Raw genomic sequence first — 13,452 nt, 5'->3', positions numbered from 1 at the left:
GCGCACGCTGGCGTGGGGCCCGCTCGACGCGCCGATCAATCCGCCGGTGCAGCCGCAGCCGCCGTGCACTTTCGTCTCGGTGGCGGCCAGCTCCGACGCGGCGTCGATTCTCGAGGCCTGCCCGAATGCGCCGGATCTGCGCCTGACCATGCTGAAGGTTGCCAAGGAAGATGTGTCGCCCGAGCAGCGCTACGCCGAGCAGACCGGCGCCGACGCCAAGTCCGGCGCGAAGGTGCTGATGGTGTCCGGTCAGCGCACGGCGGTGTATCTGCCCGCGCCGCAACCGCGGATCGTGGTGTATGACGAGACCGGCGTGGAGATATCGAGCACGGCGCTGGCGAAGCCGGCGCCGCCGGCGATCAGCGCATCGCGGGCCGGTGACCTCGTCACGGTCTGGACCGGCGACAGCGTGGTGGTGCTCGACGGCAGTTCGCTGACCTACCGGTACGCGATCGCGGCCGGCGCCGCGACGCCGATCGGCCCCGGCGCGATGATGGCCGACCGGCTGCTGATACCACTCAGCACCGGGATGGGCGTCTACGACCCGATGACCGGGGCCCCCGATCGGGTGATTCCGGCCGACCGCGGCGGTGTGCAACCGCCGGTGCTGCCCGGCCTGGCCGGCACGACCGTCGTCGAACAGCGGGGCGACACGATCGTCGCACTCGGTGACCGCGGCTAGCCGTCGGTGACTTGTTCCCGGGGCGCCTGACCGGCGCCGCTAAACCACCTCGAGCGCAAAGTTCGCCAGCGGCTTGCCCGAGTTCCAGTGCTTGAGCAGCGAAGTCGCGAGCTCCCGGTATGCGATCGCGCCCTTGTTCTTGCGGCTGGCCAGCACCGAGCAGCCCGACGCGCTGGCCTCCGCGAAGCGCACCGTGCGCGGAATCGGCGGCGCCAGCACCTGCAGGTCGTAGCGGTCGGCCACGTCGAGCAGCACGTCGCGGGTGTGGGTGGTGCGCGAGTCGTACAGCGTCGGGAGCGCGCCGAGCAGGCTCAGATCCGGGTTGGTGATCTGCTGCACGTCGGCGACGGTGCGCAGCAGCTGCCCGACGCCGCGATGCGCCAGCGTCTCGCACTGCAGCGGCACCATCACGTCGTCGGCCGCGGTCAGCCCATTGAGAGTGAGCACGCCCAGCGACGGCGGGCAGTCGATGATCACCACGTCGAACTCGCCGCTGATCTTGGCCAACGCTCGCTTGAGCGCGTACTCGCGGCCGGCCCGCATCAGCAGCATCGCCTCCACGCCGGCCAAATCGATGTTGGCCGGCAGCAGCGTCATCCCCTCGCTGGTGTCGACCAGCGTCGCTTCCGGTTCCACCTCGCCAAGCAGCACCTCGTGCACCGACACCGGCAGCTTGTCCGGATCGTGGCCCAGCGAGAACGTCAGGCAGCCCTGTGGGTCGAGGTCGACGAGCAGCACCCGTTTGCGCTTTTCGACCATCGCCGCCCCCAACGAAGCGACCGTCGTCGTCTTGGCAACTCCGCCCTTTTGATTTGCCACCGCAAGAACCCGCGTCACGGGGTTCATCCTGACACGCAGCCGGACGGTCGCGTGGCCGGTGCGGCAGAATCACACCGTGACCATTCAGCAGCATCGGCTGCTACTCGTTCGCCACGGCGAAACCGAGTGGTCCCGCGACGGCAAGCACACCAGCCGCACCGATCTGGAACTCACCGAGACCGGCTGCAAACGGGCCAAAATTCTCGGTGAGGCACTGCGTCAGCTGAATTTGACGGATCCCTGGGTGGTCAGCAGCCCCCGGCGGCGGGCGGTCGTCACCGCCGAGTTAGCCGGGTTGACCGTCGACGAGGTGTCGCCGCTGCTGGCCGAGTGGGACTACGGCGACTTCGAAGGCCTGACCACACCCGAAATCCGCAAGTCCGTCCCGGACTGGCTGGTGTGGACGCACGGCTCTCCGGGCGGCGAGAGTGTCGAGCAGGTCTGCGAGCGCGCCGACAAGGCGGTGGCCCTGGCCCTGGACAACATGGAATCGCGCGACGTCGTGTTCGTCGGACACGGCCATTTCTCCCGGGCAATCATCACCCGATGGGTCGAGCTGCCGCTGCCGGAGGGCGCCAGGGTCGCGATGCCCGCCGCCTCGGTCGCGGTGTGCGGCTTCGAACACGGCGTGCGGCAACTCGCGGCGCTGGGATTGACCGGCTATCCGCATCCGGTCTCATACACATGAGCGAGCCGTCGTTTGTGCTGGCCGGTCCGACCGGCGCGCTGATCGCCGACGGCATCCACACCAGGTATCCGACCGCCATCGCGGCGCGCGCGGCGTTGCGAGCCGGGCGCACGCCGATTGTCTTGGGCGCGTTGCCGTTTGACCCGACAGCGCCGGTGGCGCTGATGCGACCGCGGACGCACCGGTTCACCGACGCGCCGCCGTCCTGGCCGGCCCAACGGCTGCCTGAGGTGCGGATCGCCGGACAGGTGCCGTCGCCCGAAGAGCACGTCGAACGGGTGCGTAGGGCGGTGCGGGCACTGACCGCCCCGGGGACTGTGCTGCGCAAGGTGGTGCTTGCCCGCGCGCTCAATCTGGCAGCCGACAATCCGCTGGATGTCCGCACCGTGCTGGGCCGGCTCGCGGCCGACGATCCCGCGGCCAACACATACCTGGTGGACCTGACACCGGCCGGCGGCCGCTATGCGGGCCGGGTGCTCATCGGCGCCAGCCCCGAGCTGCTGGTGAGCCGCCGCGGCGAGCAGGTCGCGTGCCGGCCGTTCGCCGGGTCGGCGCCGCGCTCGGCCGATCCGGACACCGACCGGGCGAACGGCACCGCGCTGATCGAGTCCGCGAAGAACCGCCTTGAGCACACGATGGTGGTCGACGCGATGCGCAAGGCCCTCGACCCGTTGTGCGTCGATCTGCAGGTCGCGGCGGCACCGCAGCTCAGTGCGACCGCGGCGCTGTGGCATCTGAGCACACCCATTACCGGCCGGGTTCGCGAAACGTCAACGACCGCGCTGGATCTCGCGCTTGCCTTGCATCCGACGCCGGCGGTCGGCGGGGTTCCGACGGACGCGGCCCTTGCCTTGATCGCGGGGGTGGAGGGCGACCGCGGGTTCTACGCCGGGACGGCGGGCTGGTGCGACCAGAGCGGCGACGGCCGCTGGGTGGTGTCGATCCGCTGCGCGCAGCTGTCGGCCGACCGGCGCACGGCCAGGGCCCATTCCGGCGGCGGCATCGTGGCCGGCTCCGATCCGGACGACGAATTAGCCGAAACCACAACCAAATTCAAGACCATCTTGTCGGCCCTCGGCGTGCAGCCATGACCACGATCAGGCCGGCCAAGCCCGGCGACGAGGCCGACCTGACCGCGATATGTCACGAGCTGGCAGGGTTCGAGCGAGCGGGCGACCAATGCACCGTGACCGAAAGCCAGATGCGCACCGCGCTTTTCGGTGACATGCCGACGGTGCACGCGCACGTTGCGGAGGTCGACGGCGAGATCGCGGCCGGTGCGCTGTGGTTCTTGAACTTCTCGACATGGGACGGTGTGGCCGGCATCTACCTGGAAGACCTCTACGTGCGGCCCAAGTTTCGCCGCCGCGGCTTGGCCCGCGCGCTGTTGTCCGAGCTGGCGCGCGAGTGCGTCGATAACGGGTACAGCCGCGTGACGTGGGCGGTGCTGGACTGGAACGTCGACGCGATCGCGTTCTACGAGTCCGTCGGCGCGCTGCCGCAAAGTGACTGGATCACCTATCGGGTGTCCGGTTCGGCGCTGTCGGAGCTCGCCGGCTCGTAACCGGTGGTTTCCTGCGCTCCGGCGGCCCAGCGCAGCGCCGACGGGCTGAACAACAGCACCAGCGTGGCGAACGCGACGACCGCCACCGGAATCCCGAACTCCGGTCGGTGCGATCCCACCGCGACGTACCACGCCACCGGAAGCAGCAGCAGCTGGGCGACCACCGCGAGCCCCCGGCCCCAGCGCCTTCCGGTGTACAGCGCCCACCCCGCGGCGAGCACACCGCCGCCGATGATGACAAACCACACCGCGGTGCCGAATCCGTTGACGACGCGCTGATCGGCGCCGGTGAATCCGCGAATCACCAGGACGACCGCGACGGCAAGGGCGACGACACCCTCGACGGCGACGATGGCGCCGGCGCGTCGCACCGCGGCCGGTGCACGAGTGGTCACCAGCCAAGCGTAGATACCTCACGCCGTTAGGCTGTTGCCCCGTGCGTGCCGTGCTGATCGTCAATCCCAACGCCACGTCCACCACGCCGGCCGGACGCGACCTGCTCGCGCACGCATTGGAAAGCCGCGTCGAGCTGACGGTCGCGCACACCAATCACCGTGACCACGCCACCGAGATCGCCCGCGCCGCCGCGCACGACGGGGTGGACGTGGTGATCGTGCACGGCGGAGACGGCACCGTGAACGAGGTGGTCAACGGCGTGCTGGGCAAGCCAGGCCAGCAGCATGCCGTGCGTGCACCCGCCGTCGGCGTGGTCCCCGGGGGCTCGGCCAACGTGTTCGCCCGCGCACTGGGCATCTCGGCCGATCCAATCGAGGCCACCAATCAGCTTGTCGACCTGCTCGGCGAGCACCGGCGCACCGGAAACTGGCGCCGGATCGGGCTGATGGACTGCGGCGAGCGTTGGGCGATCTTCACCGCCGGGATGGGCGTCGACGGCGAGGTCGTGGCCGCCGTCGACGCGCAACGCAACAAGGGCCGCAGGGTCAGGGCGTCGCGGTACATCCGCGTCGCGGTGCGGGAGGTGTTGCGCAGTCGCCGCAGCGAGCCCGTCCTCACGCTGCAGCTGCCCGACGGCAAGCCGGCCAGCTGCGTTTATCTGGTGTTAGTGTCGAACTCGAGCCCATGGACCTACGCCAACGACCGGCCGGTGTGGACCAACCCGACCACCACTTTCGAAACCGGTTTGGGGGTGTTCGCGACCACCAGCATGAAGGTGTGGCCGACGTTGCGGCTGGTGCGCCAGATGTTGTCGAAGCGGCCGGACCCGAACGCCAAACAGCTGATCCGCAACGACGACCTGCCGTGGGTGCGGGTCTGCGCCGGCACGCCGGTGGCCGCCCAGATCGACGGCGAATACCTTGGACTGCGCGATGCGATGACGTTCACTGCGGTGCCCGACGCACTGGGCGTGCTCGCACCACCTGCAAACACCGGATCTGACCTGCGATAACGGCGCCGGCCTAGATGATTTCGGGCGCAGATCGGTTGATTGTAGTACAAACGGTTAAGGGATTCGGAAACGGATCGCCAAAGTGAGATAGACCACGTGTTAACCCGCGCTATTGACATCTGTTGAGCTTATGCAACGATCGCAAGCAACAGTGCAGAAACAATTCCGGTGCACGCGTTAACAGCGGAAGACAAAACGTGTGCACATCGGCGCGCTCGCAGTAAGGGAGTACTAGAGCATGGATTGGCGGCATAAGGCGGTCTGTCGTGACGAGGATCCGGAGCTGTTCTTCCCGGTCGGAAACAGCGGGCCCGCCCTTGCCCAGATCGCTGACGCGAAGTTGGTCTGTAATCGTTGTCCCGTCACCACCGAGTGCCTCACCTGGGCATTGGACACCGGCCAGGACGCCGGCGTGTGGGGCGGCATGAGTGAGGACGAACGCCGCGCGCTGAAGCGGCGCAACGCCCGGACACGGGCTCGCACCGGCGTCTAACAGCCCCGAATATCTACCGCGCAGAATTCCGTCACGGAATTGCGCCGCGTTTCCTGATGACTACGGGGCGAGATGACTACGGGGCGAGCCGACTACGGGGCGAGCCGACTACTGGGCGAGCCGCATGCGCCGGCCGATCGGCACTCTCAGCACCACGTCGGTGCCGCCGTCGGGCGCGTCGTGCATGCCCAGCGAGCCGTCCAGTTCGGCCGACACCAGCGTGCGCACGATCTGCAATCCCAACCGGTCGGATTTCTCCAGGCTGAACCCGTCGGGCAGGCCGCGACCATCGTCGTGAATCACCACGTCTAGCCAGCGGGCCGAGCGTTCGGCGCGGATGATCACCCGACCGTGCTGAGTTCCGGGATCGAACGCGTGCTCGATCGCGTTCTGCACGAGCTCGGTGATCACCATGATCAGCGCCGTGGCGCGATCGGCGTCGAGCACACCCAGCGCACCCTCCCGGTTGACCGTGACGTGCGAGTCGACGGTGGCGACATCGCCCATGATCGGCAGGATCTTGTCGACCACCGCGTCGAGGTTGACCTGCTCGTCGACCGACATCGACAACGCCTCGTGCACCTGGGCGATCGAGGACACCCGCCGCACCGACTCGATCAGCGCCTCGCGTCCCTCGGCGTTGTTGGTGCGACGCGCCTGCAGCCGCAGCAAGGCCGCGACCGTCTGCAGGTTGTTCTTTACGCGGTGGTGGATCTCACGGATGGTGGCGTCCTTGGACAGCAGCGCCCGGTCGCGGCGCTTGACCTCGGTGACGTCACGAATCAGCACCACGGCGCCGACGGCCTTGCCGTGCGCCACCAGCGGCAGGGTGCGCAGCAGTACCGCGGCGCCGCCGGCGTCGACCTCCATCCGCATGCTCGACCCGCCCGCCAGCGAGTCGCGCACGTGTTTGGCGAGCTCCAGCGCCTCGAACGAATCGGATATCAGCGGCCGCGTGACGCTGACCAGATTGTGGCCCGCCAACTCCGACGTAAGGCCCATCCGGTGGTAGGCCGACAGCGCGTTGGGGCTCGCGAAGACCACGCGACCCTCGACATCGAGCCGGATGAACCCGTCACCCACCCGTGGGCTCGACCGCGACATCGCCACGTCGCCGACGTTCGGGAAGGTGCCCTCGGACAGCATCTGCAGCAGATCATTCGCGCAATCGATGTAGGCCAGCTCCAGCGGGCTGGATTTGCGTCGCGCCGCCACCGCGGTCTGGTGCGTCAACACCGCCACCACCCGGTTGTGGTGTCGCACCGGCACCGCCTCGACGTCCATCCCGACATGCCCGCCGCGCTCGATCGCGCCCGATTCGAATGCCTCGGCAACCATCGGCCACCCCGCGGCGGTCGCGATCGTGCCGACGGCGTCGGTCAACAACACCGTCGGTGCGGTGTTCGGCCGGCACTGCGCCACACACACCAGCACGCCGTCGTCGCGCCGCACCCACATCAGGAAGTCGGCGAAGGACAAGTCGGCCAGCATCTGCCACTCGCCGACGACCGCGTGCAGGTGATCGACCGCGTCGCCGGGGAGGACGGTGTGCTCGGCGAGCAGGTCACCGAGGGTGGACATCCGGCTAAGAAATCACGGCGATGAGGTCGCCCGCCTGAATCACGTCGCCGACCGACACGCTGACCTTGCTCACGGTGCCCGCCACCTCCGCCAGCACGGGGATCTCCATCTTCATCGACTCAAGCAGCACCAGGGTGTCGCCCTCGCCGATCTGATCGCCCTCGTTGACCACGACCTCGAGCACACTGGCCACGATTTCCGCGCGAACGTCCTCGGCCATCCTCACCCCGTTCATTACGCCTGTTGTCGCTACATATCGAACCACAACGGCGGGCGGTCAGCCGACCGGCCAAGCCATGAGACACTGGGTGTCAGTCAACAACCGGGAGGAAGCAACATGGCCAAGCGTGGCCGCAAGAAGCGAGACCGCAAGCACAGCAAGGCCAACCACGGCAAGCGCCCGAACAGCTAGCCGCCCGGTTGAGGCTAGGTCTTGTAGATCGTGGTGCGGCTGATCTCCATCAGCAGCCGCTGTCGCAGTCGGTCCGGCGCCCGCTCGCCGCCGCACTTGCTGGCGATCAACTGCTTGATCCGCTCCTCGAGCCCGTAGTGGCGCAGGCAGCCGGGGCACGCCTCGAGATGGCGGCGCAGCTTGTCGCGGGTCTCCGCGGTGCATTCGCCGTCCAGCAGCGTCCACACCTCGGCGACCACCGCCGCGCACTCGACCTCGTCGTATTCGGGATGGCCTGGGCCGCAGTGTACTTCAGCGTCTTCGCTAGCGTGGTCATGCGCGTGGTCATGCGGGTGACTCACGACGACACCTCCTCTGTGGCCCGGAGCGCTGCGCGGTTGAAGCCGCGCTCCTTCGCGACGTCGGCGAGCAGACCGCGCAGCTGACGTCGGCCGCGGTGCAGTCGCGACATCACCGTGCCGATCGGCGTGTCCATGATCTCCGCGATCTCCTTGTATGGGAAGCCTTCGACGTCGGCGTAGTACACCGCCATGCGGAATTCCTCGGGCAGCGCCTGCAGCGCGGCCTTGATCTCGTCGTCGGGCAGCGCCTCCAGCGCCTCGACCTCGGCCGAGCGCAGGCCGCTCGAGGAGTGCTCGGCGTTGGCGGCCAGCTGCCAATCGGTGATCTCCTCGGTCGGATACTCCGACGGCTGCCGCTGCCTCCTGCGATAACTGTTGATGTAGGTGTTGGTCAGGATCCGGTACAGCCACGCCTTCAGGTTCGTGCCCTCGCGGAACGACCGGAAACCCGCGTAGGCCTTCACCATGGTTTCCTGCAGCAGATCCTCGGCATCGGCGGGATTGCGGGTCATCCGCAGCGCGCCGCCGTAGAGCTGGTCGAGCAGGGGGATCGCGTCGCGCTCGAACCGGGCCAACAGCTCGGCGTCGGCCTCGGTGCTTGTAGCGGGTGGTTCGGGCGCGGCAGAATCCGGCGGCTCGCGGTCTGACGGTGCAGTACCCGCACCATCGACCTCCGTCATGAGGGTCCCTTCCTTGGCGATCCCGAAAAACACCGGTGACAACACCGGACGTTCGAGGCACGCCGTCGACACCTGACTCCCCTTCGCCTGATTCTACGGATGCGGCCAGGCCGCCCTGATGTCGGCCATCCCGCGTCGCTGCAGGCAACAACAGCGCCCGCCCGGCTTCTTGTTCCCCGGGTCGCCACGCGCCTGCCCCGTTGGCCCTGATCCCCGCTAATGTCTGATGCCATGTCGCTCTCCGGGAAGACCATGTTCATCTCCGGCGCCAGCCGCGGAATCGGGCTGGCGATCGCCAAGCGTGCCGCGGCGGACGGCGCCAACATCGCGCTGATCGCCAAGACCGCCGAACCGCACCCGAAGTTGCCGGGCACGGTGTACACCGCCGCTAAGGAACTCGAACAGGCCGGCGGGCGGGCGCTGCCGATCGTCGGCGACATCCGTGACGGTGATGCGGTCGAGGCCGCGGTGGCAGCGACCGTCGAGCAGTTCGGCGGCATCGACATCTGTGTCAACAACGCGTCGGCGATCAACGTCGGGTCGATCCTCGACGTGCCGCTCAAGCGCTTCGACCTGATGAACGGCATCCAGGTTCGCGGCACCTATGCGGTCTCCCGGGCCTGCATCCCGCACATGAAGGGGCGCGAAAACCCGCACATCCTGACGCTGTCGCCGCCGATACGGCTGGAGCCCAAATGGCTCAAGCCGACTGCCTACATGATGGCCAAGTACGGAATGACGCTGTGCGGGCTGGCGATGGCCGAGGAGCTGCGCGGCGACGGCATCGCGTCGAATACGTTGTGGCCGCGCACACTGGTCGCGACGGCGGCCGTGCAGAATCTGCTCGGTGGCGACGAGGCGATGGGCCGCGCGCGCAAGCCGGACGTATACGCCGACGCCGCGTACGTGATCCTCAACAAGCCGGCGACCACGTACACCGGCAACAGCGCGTTGTGCGAGGACGTGCTCGTCGAAAACGGCGTCAGCGACCTGTCGGTTTATGACTGTGTGCCCGGCGCCGAGCTCGGCGTCGACCTGTGGGTGGATGCCGCCAACCCGCCCGGATACCGCAAGGCATAGTGTCGCGGGCCGCGACGCCGGCCATCGCCGCGCTGATCGCCGCCGGCGTGCCGCACGAGGTGGTGAAATTCGAACACGACCCGCAGCAGCGCGGCTTCGGCGGCGAGGCCGTCGAGGCGCTCACCGAATCCGCTGACATCGCGCCCGGGCAGATCTACAAGACGCTCGTCATCGCGGTGCCGAAGGGCCTGGCCGTCGCGGTGGTGCCGGTGCCGGCGCGGCTGTCGCTGAAGGCCGCGGCGGCGGCGCTTGGCGCCGCCAAGGCGACGATCGCGGACCCCGCCACCGCCCAGCGCGCGACCGGCTACCTGGTCGGCGCGATCTCGCCGTTCGGGCAGCGCAAGCGGCTGCCGACCGTCGTCGATGCCGATGCGCTGACTTGGGAGCGCGTCTACTGCAGCGCGGGCAGGCGCGGATGGGACGTCGCGGTGGACCCGCGCGATCTGATCCGGCTCACGTCCGCGGCGGTCGCCGCAATTCAGGCTTAGGGCCTCTAAGGCTTAGGGCCTCAGAGCCCTAAGCCCTAGAGCAATGTTTCCTGACTACCTTGCGGCTGCGCCGGCTCGATCAGCTCCGGGCCGTTGTTGCGCACGCTGTTCACCAACGTCGATATCTCCCGGATCTCGAGGTCGGACAGGTCGGCGCGCACCGTGAGCAGTTCGGGCTCGAGCGGGGCGTCGGGGTCCAGCCAGCGATCCCAGTCCCGCTCGTCGATCATCAGCGGCATCCGGTTGTGGATCTCGGCGAGCGGGCCGACCGCGTCGGTGGTGATGATGGTGCAGCTCAGCAGCGGCGGGTCGGCCTTCGACGCGTCCTTGGGCCGCCACACCGACCACAGGCCTGCCATGCAGATCAGGTTGTCATCGCCGGGCGTCATGTAGAACGGCGTCTTGTGGGCCTTCTTGCCCGACGGCGTGTCGGGGTTCTTGCGCCACTCATACCAGCCGCTCATCGGGATCAGGCAGCGCTTGCCCTTGGCCGACGACCGGAACGCCGGCGACGTGGTCACCTTGTCGGCACGGGCGTTGATCAGCTGCGGGCCCTTGTTGTCGGGCCCGCCGTCGGGTCCTGCCTTCACCCACGGCGGAACCAGACCCCAGCGCATCAGCCGCAGGCGCCGCGTCGGGTCGTCGTCGGGTTCGGAGTGCCGGCGCACCACGGCCGCGATGTTCGTCGTCGGCGCGACGTTGTAGTTGGGCGCCGCGGCGTCCTTCGACGCTTCGTCGATCGCCTGGATCTTCTCGGCCAGCAACGCCGGGTCGGTGGTCACCGCGAATCGACCGCACATGGTTCCATCGTGGCAGACAAGCGATGATGGAGCGGTGAGCACCGAGTCTTGGGCCGCGCCGACGGCGCCGGCTCCCGTCCATGCGACGGTCAACGTCCCGGGCTCGAAGTCGCAGACTAACCGGGCGCTGGTGCTGGCCGCGCTGGCCGCCGCGCAGCGCAACGGCACGTCGACGATCAGTGGCGCGCTGCGCAGCCGCGACACCGACCTGATGATCGGCGCATTGCAGACCTTGGGTCTCAAGGTCGAGGGCACTGCCACCGAGCTGACGATCGGCGGTCGCATCACGCCCGGACCCGATGCCCGGGTGGATTGCGGGCTGGCCGGAACGGTGCTGCGATTCGTGCCGCCGCTGGCCGCCCTTGGCACCGCGGTGGTCACGTTCGACGGCGACGAGCAGGCCCGGGCCCGGCCGATCAGCCCGCTGCTGGCTGCGTTGCGCAACCTCGGCGTGGGCGTCGACGGCGACGGCCTGCCGTTTCGAGTGCGCGGCACCGGCTCGGTCAGCGGCGGCACCGTGCGGATCGACGCGTCGGCGTCGTCGCAGTTTGTGTCCGGGTTGCTGCTTTCGGGTGCCGCGTTCACCGACGGCCTGCAGGTCGCGCATACCGGCGCGGCGCTGCCGTCGGCGCCACACATCGCAATGACGGTGGCGATGCTGCGCGAGGCCGGCGTGGACGTCGACGACTCGGGCGCGAACCGGTGGCGGGTGGCGGCCGGCCCGATCGCGGGCCGCGACTGGACGATCGAACCGGACCTTTCCAACGCGGTGCCGTTTTTGGCCGCGGCGGTGGTGACGGGCGGCACGCTCGGCGTCGAGGGCTGGCCCGCGGTCAGCATCCAGCCCGCCGACATCGTCGTCGAGATCCTGAAATCCTTCGGTTCGGTTGTGCGGCGGGATGATTCGTATCTCGAGGTGCAGGGCTCGATGGCGTACGGCGGCATCGAGGTCGACCTGCACGACGTCGGTGAGCTGACGCCGTCGGTGGCGGCGCTGGCCGCGCTGGCCGAGCCCGGGTCGGTGTCGCGGCTGCGCGGCATCGCGCATCTGCGCGGTCACGAGACGGACCGGTTGGCGGCACTGAGCGCGGAGATCGACGGCCTGGGCGGCCGCTGTGAGCAGACCGCCGACGGGCTGGTGGTCACCGCGCAGCCACTGCATTCGGGCACCTGGCACGCGTACGCCGATCACCGGATGGCGACGGCCGGCGCCATCGTCGGGCTGCGGGTGCCCGGCGTGACCGTCGACGACATCGCCAGCACCGCCAAGACGCTGCCGGAATTCCCGCGGATGTGGGCTGACATGCTGGCCGGCCCGCGGCAGGCGGAGGCGCGGCGGGCGGAGGCGCAGCGACCCGGGAATCGGCGGGTGCCCGGCCGTTGAGGCCTGGCGACTACGACGAATCCGACGTGCGGGTCAGGTCGGGCCGGGGGACGCGGCCGCGGACCAAGACGCGGCCCGAACATGCCGACGCCCGGTCGGCGATGGTCGTGACGGTCGACCGTGGGCGCTGGGGGTGCGTGCTAGACCGCGATGCCGCCAAGCCCGTGACGGCAATGCGGGCAAGGGAATTGGGCCGCACCGCGATCGTGGTGGGTGATGATGTCGACGTGGTCGGCGACTTGTCCGGCCGCCCCGATACGCTGGCGCGGATCGTCCGGGTCGGCGAGCGGCGAACGGTATTGCGCCGCACCGCCGATGACACCGATCCGACCGAGCGGGTGGTGGTGGCCAATGCCGACCAGCTGCTGATCGTGGTTGCGCTGGCCGATCCGCCGCCACGCACGGGCTTCGTCGACCGCTCGCTGATCGCCGCCTATGCCGGTGGGCTGCAACCGATCCTGTGCCTGACAAAGACGGACCTGGCGGCGCCGGAGCCGTTCGCCGAACAGTTCGCCGACCTGGACCTCACGATCACCACGGCGGGCCGCGACGACCCGTTGGACGCGGTCGCGCCGCTGCTGGCCGGCAGGGTCACCGTGCTGCTCGGACATTCCGGTGTGGGCAAGTCAACGTTGGTCAATCGTCTTGTGCCGGACGCCGATCGGGCCATCGGTGCGGTGTCGGACATCGGCAGGGGCCGGCACACGTCGAGCCAATCCATCGCGTTACCGCTGCGTGAATCGGGCTGGGTCATCGACACGCCGGGCATCCGTTCGTTCGGGCTTGCCCACATCCAGCCCGACGACGTGCTGCTGGCGTTTTCCGATCTGGCCGAGGCCATCAAGGAATGTCCGCGTGGCTGTGGGCATCTCGGCCCGCCCGCCGATCCCGAGTGCGCGCTGGACACACTCGAGGGCCCCGCCGCACGCCGCGTGGCCGCGGCACGGCGGTTGCTCAGGGTGCTGACGGAGGCCTAGCCGCCGGGCGTCTGCTCTGACCGGAATGTCGAAAGCAGGTCGGAGCTGAGCATAT

Annotated in this window: 17 protein-coding genes and 1 pseudogene; 11 read left to right on the top strand and 7 right to left on the bottom strand. The window is 68.9% G+C overall.

Annotated elements, in window-relative coordinates; genetic code table 11:
- A pseudogene (locus tag VE759_RS08610) lies at positions 1-682 on the top strand (hypothetical protein); the annotation flags it as partial.
- A gap of 39 nt (positions 683-721) precedes the next feature.
- On the opposite strand, the gene VE759_RS08605 reads toward VE759_RS08610, so the two are convergent.
- On the bottom strand, positions 722-1,528 hold the full coding sequence (locus VE759_RS08605) for an AAA family ATPase (RefSeq protein ID WP_324930360.1): 807 nt from the start codon (positions 1,526-1,528) through the stop codon (positions 722-724).
- Between the two features lie 49 nt (positions 1,529-1,577).
- Between VE759_RS08605 and VE759_RS08600 the strand changes: the two genes are divergently transcribed.
- The 3 genes from VE759_RS08600 to VE759_RS08590 are packed head-to-tail and all read left to right on the top strand — an operon-like array spanning position 1,578 to position 3,753.
- Entirely contained in the window at positions 1,578-2,189 is a 612-nt protein-coding gene (locus tag VE759_RS08600) for an acid phosphatase (protein WP_324930357.1), read from the top strand.
- Positions 2,186-3,280, top strand: a complete 1,095-nt coding sequence (locus VE759_RS08595; RefSeq protein ID WP_324930354.1) for an isochorismate synthase — start codon at positions 2,186-2,188, stop codon at positions 3,278-3,280. Before VE759_RS08600 ends, VE759_RS08595 begins: the two co-directional genes overlap by 4 nt.
- Positions 3,277-3,753 carry a GNAT family N-acetyltransferase gene (locus VE759_RS08590; RefSeq protein ID WP_324930351.1) on the top strand — a complete coding sequence of 159 codons (477 nt, stop codon included), beginning with the start codon at positions 3,277-3,279 and terminating at the stop codon, positions 3,751-3,753. Before VE759_RS08595 ends, VE759_RS08590 begins: the two co-directional genes overlap by 4 nt.
- Here the strand turns inward: VE759_RS08590 and VE759_RS08585 are convergent.
- The gene (locus VE759_RS08585) at positions 3,708-4,148 is read right to left on the bottom strand and encodes a hypothetical protein (RefSeq protein ID WP_324930347.1); all 441 of its coding nucleotides are present in this window, start codon (positions 4,146-4,148) and stop codon (positions 3,708-3,710) included. The genes VE759_RS08590 and VE759_RS08585 overlap by 46 nt on opposite strands.
- A 41-nt stretch (positions 4,149-4,189) precedes the next feature.
- Between VE759_RS08585 and VE759_RS08580 the strand changes: the two genes are divergently transcribed.
- Complete coding sequence (locus VE759_RS08580) at positions 4,190-5,161, top strand: diacylglycerol kinase family protein (RefSeq protein WP_324930344.1); 972 nt, start codon at positions 4,190-4,192, stop codon at positions 5,159-5,161.
- 238 nt (positions 5,162-5,399) lie between these two features.
- Positions 5,400-5,654, top strand: a complete 255-nt coding sequence (whiB1, locus tag VE759_RS08575; protein WP_324930341.1) for a transcriptional regulator WhiB1 — start codon at positions 5,400-5,402, stop codon at positions 5,652-5,654.
- Positions 5,655-5,762: 108 nt separating this feature from the next.
- Here whiB1 and VE759_RS08570 read toward each other — a convergent pair whose 3' ends face one another.
- Together VE759_RS08570 and VE759_RS08565 are read right to left on the bottom strand one after the other, a co-directional pair.
- On the bottom strand, positions 5,763-7,235 hold the full coding sequence (locus VE759_RS08570; protein ID WP_324930338.1) for a sensor histidine kinase: 1,473 nt from the start codon (positions 7,233-7,235) through the stop codon (positions 5,763-5,765).
- 4 nt (positions 7,236-7,239) lie between these two features.
- Positions 7,240-7,455 carry a biotin/lipoyl-binding carrier protein gene (locus tag VE759_RS08565; protein WP_014208824.1) on the bottom strand — a complete coding sequence of 72 codons (216 nt, stop codon included), beginning with the start codon at positions 7,453-7,455 and terminating at the stop codon, positions 7,240-7,242.
- Positions 7,456-7,572: 117 nt separating this feature from the next.
- Here VE759_RS08565 and VE759_RS22880 point away from each other — a divergent pair, with 117 nt between their 5' ends.
- Positions 7,573-7,647: a 50S ribosomal protein bL37 gene (locus VE759_RS22880; RefSeq protein ID WP_085976515.1), complete on the top strand. Its 75-nt coding sequence runs from the start codon at positions 7,573-7,575 to the stop codon at positions 7,645-7,647.
- 14 nt (positions 7,648-7,661) lie between these two features.
- On the opposite strand, the gene rsrA is transcribed toward VE759_RS22880, so the two are convergent.
- Positions 7,662-7,988 (bottom strand): mycothiol system anti-sigma-R factor, encoded by a 327-nt coding sequence (rsrA, locus tag VE759_RS08560; protein WP_414687863.1) that lies wholly within the window; start codon positions 7,986-7,988, stop codon positions 7,662-7,664.
- A complete protein-coding gene (locus VE759_RS08555) occupies positions 7,985-8,668 on the bottom strand; it encodes a sigma-70 family RNA polymerase sigma factor (protein WP_324930335.1) in 684 nt (227 codons plus the stop codon). The genes rsrA and VE759_RS08555 overlap by 4 nt, the downstream gene beginning before the upstream one ends.
- 231 nt (positions 8,669-8,899) lie before the next feature.
- On the opposite strand from VE759_RS08555, the gene VE759_RS08550 reads away from it, so the two are divergent.
- Both VE759_RS08550 and VE759_RS08545 read left to right on the top strand, forming a co-directional pair.
- Positions 8,900-9,748, top strand: coding sequence for an NAD(P)-dependent oxidoreductase (locus VE759_RS08550; RefSeq protein ID WP_324930332.1), 849 nt, complete (start codon positions 8,900-8,902; stop codon positions 9,746-9,748).
- Complete coding sequence (locus VE759_RS08545) at positions 9,748-10,236, top strand: YbaK/EbsC family protein (protein WP_324930329.1); 489 nt, start codon at positions 9,748-9,750, stop codon at positions 10,234-10,236. The genes VE759_RS08550 and VE759_RS08545 overlap by 1 nt, the downstream gene beginning before the upstream one ends.
- A 35-nt stretch (positions 10,237-10,271) precedes the next feature.
- Here the strand turns inward: VE759_RS08545 and VE759_RS08540 are convergent, their stop codons facing one another.
- Positions 10,272-11,036, bottom strand: a complete 765-nt coding sequence (locus VE759_RS08540; protein ID WP_324930325.1) for an SOS response-associated peptidase — start codon at positions 11,034-11,036, stop codon at positions 10,272-10,274.
- 34 nt (positions 11,037-11,070) lie between these two features.
- On the opposite strand from VE759_RS08540, the gene aroA reads away from it, so the two are divergent.
- Both aroA and rsgA read left to right on the top strand, forming a co-directional pair.
- Positions 11,071-12,420: a 3-phosphoshikimate 1-carboxyvinyltransferase gene (gene aroA / locus VE759_RS08535; protein WP_324930322.1), complete on the top strand. Its 1,350-nt coding sequence runs from the start codon at positions 11,071-11,073 to the stop codon at positions 12,418-12,420.
- Positions 12,417-13,397, top strand: coding sequence for a ribosome small subunit-dependent GTPase A (gene rsgA / locus VE759_RS08530; RefSeq protein WP_324930319.1), 981 nt, complete (start codon positions 12,417-12,419; stop codon positions 13,395-13,397). The genes aroA and rsgA overlap by 4 nt, the downstream gene beginning before the upstream one ends.
- The last annotated feature ends 55 nt before the right edge of the window (positions 13,398-13,452 follow it).

Origin of the sequence: Mycobacterium sp. (genome assembly GCF_035640695.1) — a bacterium.
In the GTDB taxonomy this organism is placed as follows: Bacteria; Actinomycetota; Actinomycetes; order Mycobacteriales; family Mycobacteriaceae; genus Mycobacterium.
This window is presented reverse-complemented; position numbering and strand designations above follow the sequence as displayed.